The sequence below is a fragment of the Henriciella aquimarina genome, from assembly GCF_002088975.1.
GTDB lineage: Bacteria > Pseudomonadota > Alphaproteobacteria > Caulobacterales > Hyphomonadaceae > Henriciella > Henriciella aquimarina.
This window is the reverse complement of sequence record NZ_NCST01000063.1, coordinates 1-6,854: the sequence shown is the minus strand read 5'-3', so window position 1 is coordinate 6,854 and position 6,854 is coordinate 1. Positions and strand designations below refer to the sequence as shown.

The window sequence follows — 6,854 nt, the reverse complement described above, 5'->3', positions numbered from 1 at the left end:
TTGTCGGAGACGATCATCTTCGGAGCACCCCGCCGGGTGATGAGCCTGGACAGTTCCCTGGCGACCCGCACGCCGGACAGGGAGACATCGACGACCACGGCCAGGGCTTCCCGGGTGAAGTCGTCGACCACGCAGAGCGTGCGGAACCGGCGGCCATCGCTGAGAGCGTCCGATACGAAGTCCAGGCTCCATCGCTCATTCGCCTGTTCCGGCAGGAGCATGGGTGAACGTGTGCCTGTCGCCCGCTTTCGCCCACGTCGTCGTTTCACGGCCAGTCCCTCCTCGGCATAGATCCGGTAGATCTTCTTGTGATTGGCGCTGAGGCCCTCGCGGTCCAGCAGGATGCCGAGCCTGCGATAGCCGAACCGGCGGCGTTCACCGGCCAGCTCCCGTAGCCTCTGGCGCAACTTCTCGTCACCGCCATCGCGTTTTTCATACTGGAAGGTGGACCGATCGAGATCGGCCAGCCGGCAGGCCCGACGCTCCGACAGGCCATGCACTTCCATCACGTGGTGCACGGCCTTCCGTTTGGCGTCGGGCGTCAGAAGTTTTTTGTCGCCAGGTCCTTCAGGGCGGCATTGTCCAGCATTGCATCGGCCAGGAGGCGCTTCAGCTTCGAGTTCTCCTCCTCCAGCGTCTTCAGCCGCCGGGCGTCCGACACCGTCATGCCGCCGAACTTCGCCTTGTACTTGTAGAAGGTCGCATCCGAGATGCCGTACTTGCGGCAGATATCGGCTGTCTTCACGCCAGCCTCGTGCTCCCGGATCATCCCAATGATCTGTTCTTCGGAAAATCGTGATTTGCGCATTTGTCATCCTCTTCGTGTCGAGGACTCTGCAAATTCATGGCCGGAATTTACGGGGCTGGGTCACTGGCAGGAGAAGTAAAAGTCCAGCGCATTATCAATACATCAATATTGGGAACCTTGCTGAGCAAGAATGTGGTCAGCGTTTATTATCTAGCGGATTTGATGCATCAGGCCCGTCTCGCTCTTGAGCTGGACTACAACACTGACAGCACGCGCGAGTCTCTTGAGAGCGGTCTTGCGTGCATTGAAGAGATTGAGACTCTACTATCCGATCTAGGATAGGTCGATAAAGCCTAGTCTCTTCCGCATCAATTACGTATGAGCCATCATTTAAAATCATAGGAATATATTACTATAAATAGGTATATATTCCTAGCGCAATTGTCAGTAACGGGACCGCCATGGATCACGTAGTATCAGGACTCATTCAGAAGCGCGCTGAATTGGCAGGCCAGCTTGAACAGGTAAAAAAGGATCTAGCTGCCATAGACGGCGCTCTAGTCGCCTTTGGCTATCATGATGCCAAGAGGATCAAGCCGCGCAACAAGAGACGTAGGCCGCCTCTATTCAAACCCGGAGAGCTAACGGCGCTTGTCGGGGAGGCTGAACGTTCGGGCTGTGATGACAACGCAAGCATAGCGGCTTGGATTATGCGGAGGCAGAACTTGGAGCCCGACTTATACCAGCGCGTCAGGGATAGCGTGAAGGACAGGCGCAAGCCGAGTGCATCTACTGACTAAAGTGTTAGGAATAAATTCCTATTTCTGGTATAGTAGCAGTATGGGCAATGAAGAAATCCGCAAAATAGCGAGAGAAGAAGTTCGTAAGACCGCAAGGCGCTCTACCTTGGTCAGCCGCGATCCGTTGAGAGGGCCTTCGCCAGAACGGCCTTGTGTTGAAGATCGCCTGCATCAGCTAGAAGAGCTAGTGCGCGCTCAATCAAAACTTCTTTCATTTCTGCAACGGAAGTGCCTCGATCCAGATCAGAGGCGCATTTTACCTCAATTGCCTCACGGCCAAAATCAAGGATAACGGTAGCTGCAATGGCTACGCAGTCTCCTAGGTCTCTAATCCTGTAATCTTGAAGTTCGACCTCAATTAATTCCATTAGGGCCTCCATTTTTGGAAACCCTATCACGCCGCCTTCCTTTGCCAATAACCCTTGAACGAGCGGCTAACCGGAGCAGCAAGACCAGCGGTCACAATCCGATTGACCAGAGTGCCGTTATCTTCGCTGCGATGATCTTCCAGCCATGCCGCGTGATTGGCGTATTGATAGAGGTACTGCGGGCTAACAAAGTGGTGTTGACCCTGCACCATGCGACGAAGGCGGGAAAAGAAGCTTTCAGCCCAGTTCGTGTGCTTCCCGTCCATCGAGTAGGCGTATTGGTGATTGATCCGGCCCATTGCGTAGGTACGAGAGAGACCGTCCCAGTGGCGGGCTTCGTCAGCAAACAGGATTGAGCCAATAGCAACACGCTGGCGTGCGAACTTGACGCCCTCAGCCTCAGCCTTGGCCACAAAGGTAAGGGTGCGGCCCTTGCGCTCGCGTGCCACGATGACGGAGCGGCGTGTGCCCGTCTGATGTTCTTTCAGGCGGCGATCCTTCCGGTCCTCACGCTCATTGGCGGGGCGAAGGTGACCGCCAAAGTATGCGCCATCAATTTCCACCTCACCCTTGGCTTGGTGGCCTTCATATTCATCCTGCATCGCTTCGCGCAGCTTGTGGCAGAGAACCCATGCGGTCTTATATTGCACGTCGAGTTCACGGCTGATTTGCACGGCAGACTTGCCCTTAGAACCGTTCACGAAAAGGAAGATAGCGGCCAGGATATCCATGAAGCCCAGCTTGTGGCTTGCGAAAATGGTCCCGGTCGTAACCGAGAACTGGCGATAGCAAGCCTTACATTTGAACTTGCGGCGTGTGGTGATCTTGTACGTCTCACAGCATCCACAGTCAGGACAGACAGCTTCTCCATCCGTTTCCTGCCAGCGCAGATTGCAGAACGTTTCATAGGCCGCGTCTTCACCCGCCTTGTAAATTTTAGGCAGTGAGAGGGTGCGAGCCGCTGCTGAAAGGAGAAAGTGTTGAGCCATTGTCTTTATATCCGATGCTTATGTATCGTATATAGTACGTCATAGCATCGTAGACAAGGGCAAATGTATCGTTTATGATACTTTTATCATATGGAGGCTACATGGCAGACAGAACTGAATGGGAGCAGAAGGCCGCAAACCTTCTCAAAGCTCAATTGAAGTTGAAGGGGATTACCTACGCCCAGCTAGTCGAGCGACTGGCGGACGTAGGTGTTGAAGAAAAAGAAGCGAATATTCGCAACAAACTAAGCCGGGGGAAGTTCACGGCGGCTTTTATGCTGGCTTGTCTCTCAGCCATTGAGGCAACATCAGTCCCAATTCCTTGATGTATCTTTGAAGTTCTTTTCTCGGTATCTTTAGACTGTCAGAAAACTCAGCTATTGATCCAGAGTTTAGCCCAATCCTCATAGCTTGGCGCTCTATGTTGAGCCAAGGCGGAGTTGTTTCAGGCTCCAAATCCCCATTGATAAGATCGTTCTGTATCCGAGCTTTCAGTTTTCTTTCCTCGCCTTCGTTTGGCGATAGAAGCTTTACAACCATGCCGAGAGGATAGCTGTTCAGTTTATAAACATCTAAAAGTGACTGCCCGGGCTTGATCGCCAGTTCTTTTTCTAGATCAATTCTTCTGTCGCGTTCTATGCGGTAAGGGGCACAGGCAATATTCCATGCCAGAATTACTAGAAAGACAATTACGGTCGCTGCCAGGCTGTAGATAAGCCATATTTGAAATTCCTCTATCATGGCAGCTTCCCCGCCGAAGCGATAATGCAATGCGAAGCCGACAACAGGTATTGCGGCCACGGCAAGCAATACCGACCAGCCGCCAATAAAGCGAAAAGCGTCTCGCCACCCCCGTTTGATTGAGTCTCTACACACATGGGCAATTTATTGGTTTTCAATTTCATGTCACCCCTTGGTGCGTTTGATACATAAGTCCGGGATTCTTGCTCCAGTCCCGATTGGCAGGGAGTGGTCTAGCGGCGTTGCTTTATGATGATCGTAAAACGTAAATCGTTGCCCGTGGCGTGCGGCGGCGCTGACGGATAGGGGGCGGCGGACTGGACGGCTTTCAGGCAGCGGCGATCATAGCGCGGGCTGCCGCTGCTGGTCCGAATGGCCCTGAATGTCAGCTCGCCTGCCTGGGAAAGGTGGAATTCAACCTCACAGTCCCGTGCGCCGGGAACCGCTTTCGGGGCGTGCCGCGACAATTGCCGCCTGACCTCAATGAGATAGTCCGTCATCGCTGACCGGCCGCTGTCCGGTGAGCGCTTGCGGCCATCCCGAGGGTCGGTCGATGGCGGGGCGACGTCAGGGCTGCCCGGGCCCGGCGCCTCGACAGGCTCTGCACTCGTTTCGGTCTGAACCCCTGAGGCCTTCTCTGCGGAGGATGCAACACTATCTCCGGCGGCCGGCCCGGATGGTTCAACAGGTTCGGGCCGCGCCGCGTCTGGCACGGGGGTTTCCTGCGCCATGTCCGCCACGTCCGGCAAGGAAGCGGTTTCGGCCTCCGTTTGCGGTTTCGGCCCGGGCGCTTGAATATCGGCTGGCGGTCCGGGCGGCTCTTCTGGTTCGGGGACTGGCTCCGGCTCGGGCGGCAGGACCGGTTCGGGAGCTGGAGCCTCGATGACGGGCGCCACCAGCGTGACCGGAATGATTGTGGTCGCCGGCCCATCTCCCCTCCCGGCCGAATCGGGAAGCAGGAAGAGAGCGGCCGCAAATCCCGCATGGACGAGCGCAGCAAGGGCTGCGCTCGCCAGCGAGACGGAGGGGACCGTCTGTCCCCACATCCTAGAAGGCGACGCTCACGCCGAGATTGACCGAGCGGCCCGGGCCGGCGACCTGGCGGAACGGCCCGGCGCGGCCCTCATATTTGTAATCGCCGAAGGCAATGCCACCGAGAGGCAGGTCATAGTCCTGGTCAAGCAGGTTCTCGATCGAGGCATTGACCGTAAAGCGGCCGACATCTCCGCCGACGCGAAGGTTCACGAGCACATAACCCGGCGTTTCAAGCTCCTGGCGCAGCGCATTGACGCGGTCCTTCTCGTCGACGAGTTCGACTTCCAGGGCCTGCGTCCAGACGCCTTTTTTGTTCTCAAGCGCGAAGACACCCTGAAGCGGGGCGATATTGTAAAGATTGTCGCCAGTGTCCTCATTGGTGCCCCTGGACCAGCTGAGCGTGCCGGTCAGCCGGGTATGGCCCATCTCCGACTGCCAGACCGGCATCGCGCCGCTCGCCTCGATCCCGTAGAGCTCGGCCTCGTGATTGGCGAATTGCAGGATGGGAAGGCCATCATTCAGCGTGCCGATCCGGTCGGCATCGATATAGTCATCGACCTTCGACACCCAGCCGGAGAGCCTGAGCGCGCGGCCATGCTCTTCGCCGTCGGACCAGTTGAGCGTGGCGGCAAGGCTGCGGGCCACTTCCGGTTCCAGCCCGATATCGCCGACATAGCCGGCCCCGTCGCCGGTCATGTTGGTCATCGAGGTCGACATGTTGCCGCGCCCCCAGGCATAGCGCTCATAGAGATTGGGCGAGCGGGTCTTCTGGGCCGCGCCGAACTCGATAGCGAGGTGCTCATCCGGACGCCAGGTCGCCTTGGCGGTCAGGTCGACATTGTCGTCCTTGCGGGTCCGCTCGGCCGCATTGAAGGCCGTCGCCGCCATGGCGTCGGCCATGTTCATCATGCCGGTCCAGGAATAGGGCTGCACCTCGCCCGCATCCATCTCGACGCGCTCATAGCGAATGCCGAACAGGGTCGACCATTCCGGGGTCGCCTGCGCTTGTCTTAGAGATTCCTGGTCTTCTGGTTAGAAAAGAACCGCTGGTGGGGACTGCGCAATTTCCCCGCCGGCGTAGAGGAACGGATCGTGCCTGCGCTGGCTGAGTAAGTGCCGTTGGGAAGTTTGATCGTCCTCTTCATTTCCATGCGACCTGAACGGATACGAGGGCATCTAGGCCCGTACGACAAGCAAAGGATCTGGAATGTCCATCGAACCAGTTCGCCAGCATATCGGCGTCGATATTTCAAAGAGCACTCTGGATGCGCACATGTATCCTGAGGGCAGGACCATAACTGTCCCGAATGATAAAAAAGGATTCAGGCAATTGCTGACCTGGATGGCAGGATGTCATCTTGAACAGCTACTCTATGAACCGACCGGGCAGTATCATCTTGCCTTCGAGAAGTTCTTCCTGAAAGCCGAAATACCTCTCGGCAAGGTCAATCCACGGCAGGCTCGACGATTTGCGGACGCATTGGGTGTGTCGGCGAAAACAGACACGATCGATGCCGGGCTTATCGCAAAATACGGGGCGATGATTTCTGTGCGCCGCGTCAGCGACAGAACGATCAAGTTCAATGAAATGAAAGAGCTACAATCGGCTCGGCGCGCTCTGGTGAAAGACAGGACACGCGCGTCCAACCGGTCTTCCGCCCGGATAGCTCCCTTGTTGCGGCGCCAGGCACGGGAAAGGATTGAGCAGATCGACCGTCACATGAAAGCAATCGACGCGGCTCTTCGTTTGCTGGTCCGTGATGATGAATTCCTGAAAGCCAGATTCGACATTCTACAGACTATTCCTGGCATTGGAGAAACAACCGCGATCATGCTTCTGACCGAGATGCCCGAACTCGGCTTCATCGATCACAAGGCGGCCGCCAGTCTTGCAGGACTTGCTCCGATCGCTCGGGACAGCGGCACGTTTCGAGGCAAGCGATACATACAAGGTGGAAGAGCACATTTGCGACAGGCGCTCTATATGCCCACCCTCGTTAGCATAAAGCATAATCCGGAATTCAGCGCGAAATACCAGATGATGGTCGCCACCGGAAAAGCGCCAAAACTGGCCATCACAGCCATAATGAGAAAGCTTATCGTCCTGGCGAACAGTCTGCTTCGCGATAGCCGAAACTGGGTTCCAAGCCGGACTTGACGAAGACGGATACTT

General features: G+C 56.3%; 7 protein-coding genes and 2 pseudogenes. 3 read left to right on the top strand and 6 right to left on the bottom strand.

All coding sequences use genetic code 11. The features are described from left to right. A pseudogene (locus B8784_RS21930) lies at nucleotides 1–808 on the bottom strand (IS3 family transposase); the annotation flags it as partial. Nucleotides 809–844: 36 nt separating this feature from the next. Here B8784_RS21930 and B8784_RS10340 point away from each other — a divergent pair. Continuing rightward, complete coding sequence (locus B8784_RS10340; RefSeq protein ID WP_084397894.1) at nucleotides 845–1,090, top strand: hypothetical protein; 246 nt, start codon at nucleotides 845–847, stop codon at nucleotides 1,088–1,090. A 568-nt stretch (nucleotides 1,091–1,658) separates the two neighbouring features. Here the strand turns inward: B8784_RS10340 and B8784_RS10330 are convergent. Further along, nucleotides 1,659–1,916: a hypothetical protein gene (locus tag B8784_RS10330; protein WP_143435417.1), complete on the bottom strand. Its 258-nt coding sequence runs from the start codon at nucleotides 1,914–1,916 to the stop codon at nucleotides 1,659–1,661. Nucleotides 1,917–1,942: 26 nt separating this feature from the next. After that, complete coding sequence (locus tag B8784_RS10325) at nucleotides 1,943–2,905, bottom strand: IS1595 family transposase (RefSeq protein ID WP_084397891.1); 963 nt, start codon at nucleotides 2,903–2,905, stop codon at nucleotides 1,943–1,945. Nucleotides 2,906–2,979: 74 nt separating this feature from the next. Here B8784_RS10325 and B8784_RS22190 point away from each other — a divergent pair, with 74 nt between their 5' ends. Next, nucleotides 2,980–3,231 carry a DUF6471 domain-containing protein gene (locus B8784_RS22190; protein WP_407646481.1) on the top strand — a complete coding sequence of 84 codons (252 nt, stop codon included), beginning with the start codon at nucleotides 2,980–2,982 and terminating at the stop codon, nucleotides 3,229–3,231. Here B8784_RS22190 and B8784_RS21305 read toward each other — a convergent pair. From B8784_RS21305 to B8784_RS10310, 3 genes and pseudogenes are all read right to left on the bottom strand, one after another. Then, nucleotides 3,179–3,715, bottom strand: a complete 537-nt coding sequence (locus tag B8784_RS21305) for a hypothetical protein (protein ID WP_143435416.1) — start codon at nucleotides 3,713–3,715, stop codon at nucleotides 3,179–3,181. The genes B8784_RS22190 and B8784_RS21305 overlap by 53 nt on opposite strands. 164 nt (nucleotides 3,716–3,879) lie before the next feature. After that, nucleotides 3,880–4,692: a TonB family protein gene (locus B8784_RS10315; protein ID WP_084397890.1), complete on the bottom strand. Its 813-nt coding sequence runs from the start codon at nucleotides 4,690–4,692 to the stop codon at nucleotides 3,880–3,882. A 1-nt stretch (nucleotide 4,693) separates the two neighbouring features. Then, nucleotides 4,694–5,668 (bottom strand): annotated as a pseudogene (locus tag B8784_RS10310) (TonB-dependent receptor); the annotation flags it as partial. 220 nt (nucleotides 5,669–5,888) lie between these two features. On the opposite strand from B8784_RS10310, the gene B8784_RS10305 reads away from it, so the two are divergent. After that, nucleotides 5,889–6,839, top strand: coding sequence for an IS110 family RNA-guided transposase (locus B8784_RS10305; RefSeq protein WP_084396263.1), 951 nt, complete (start codon nucleotides 5,889–5,891; stop codon nucleotides 6,837–6,839). Nucleotides 6,840–6,854 lie beyond the last annotated feature (15 nt).

Coding starts and splice junctions, on each gene's coding strand:
- B8784_RS22190 (WP_407646481.1), top strand. CDS start 2,980: ATGATACTTTTATCATATGGAGGCTACATGGCAGACAGAACTGAATGG.
- B8784_RS10325 (WP_084397891.1), bottom strand. CDS start 2,905: ATGGCTCAACACTTTCTCCTTTCAGCAGCGGCTCGCACCCTCTCACTG.
- B8784_RS10340 (WP_084397894.1), top strand. CDS start 845: ATGGCCGGAATTTACGGGGCTGGGTCACTGGCAGGAGAAGTAAAAGTC.
- B8784_RS10305 (WP_084396263.1), top strand. CDS start 5,889: ATGTCCATCGAACCAGTTCGCCAGCATATCGGCGTCGATATTTCAAAG.
- B8784_RS10330 (WP_143435417.1), bottom strand. CDS start 1,916: ATGGAATTAATTGAGGTCGAACTTCAAGATTACAGGATTAGAGACCTA.
- B8784_RS10315 (WP_084397890.1), bottom strand. CDS start 4,692: ATGTGGGGACAGACGGTCCCCTCCGTCTCGCTGGCGAGCGCAGCCCTT.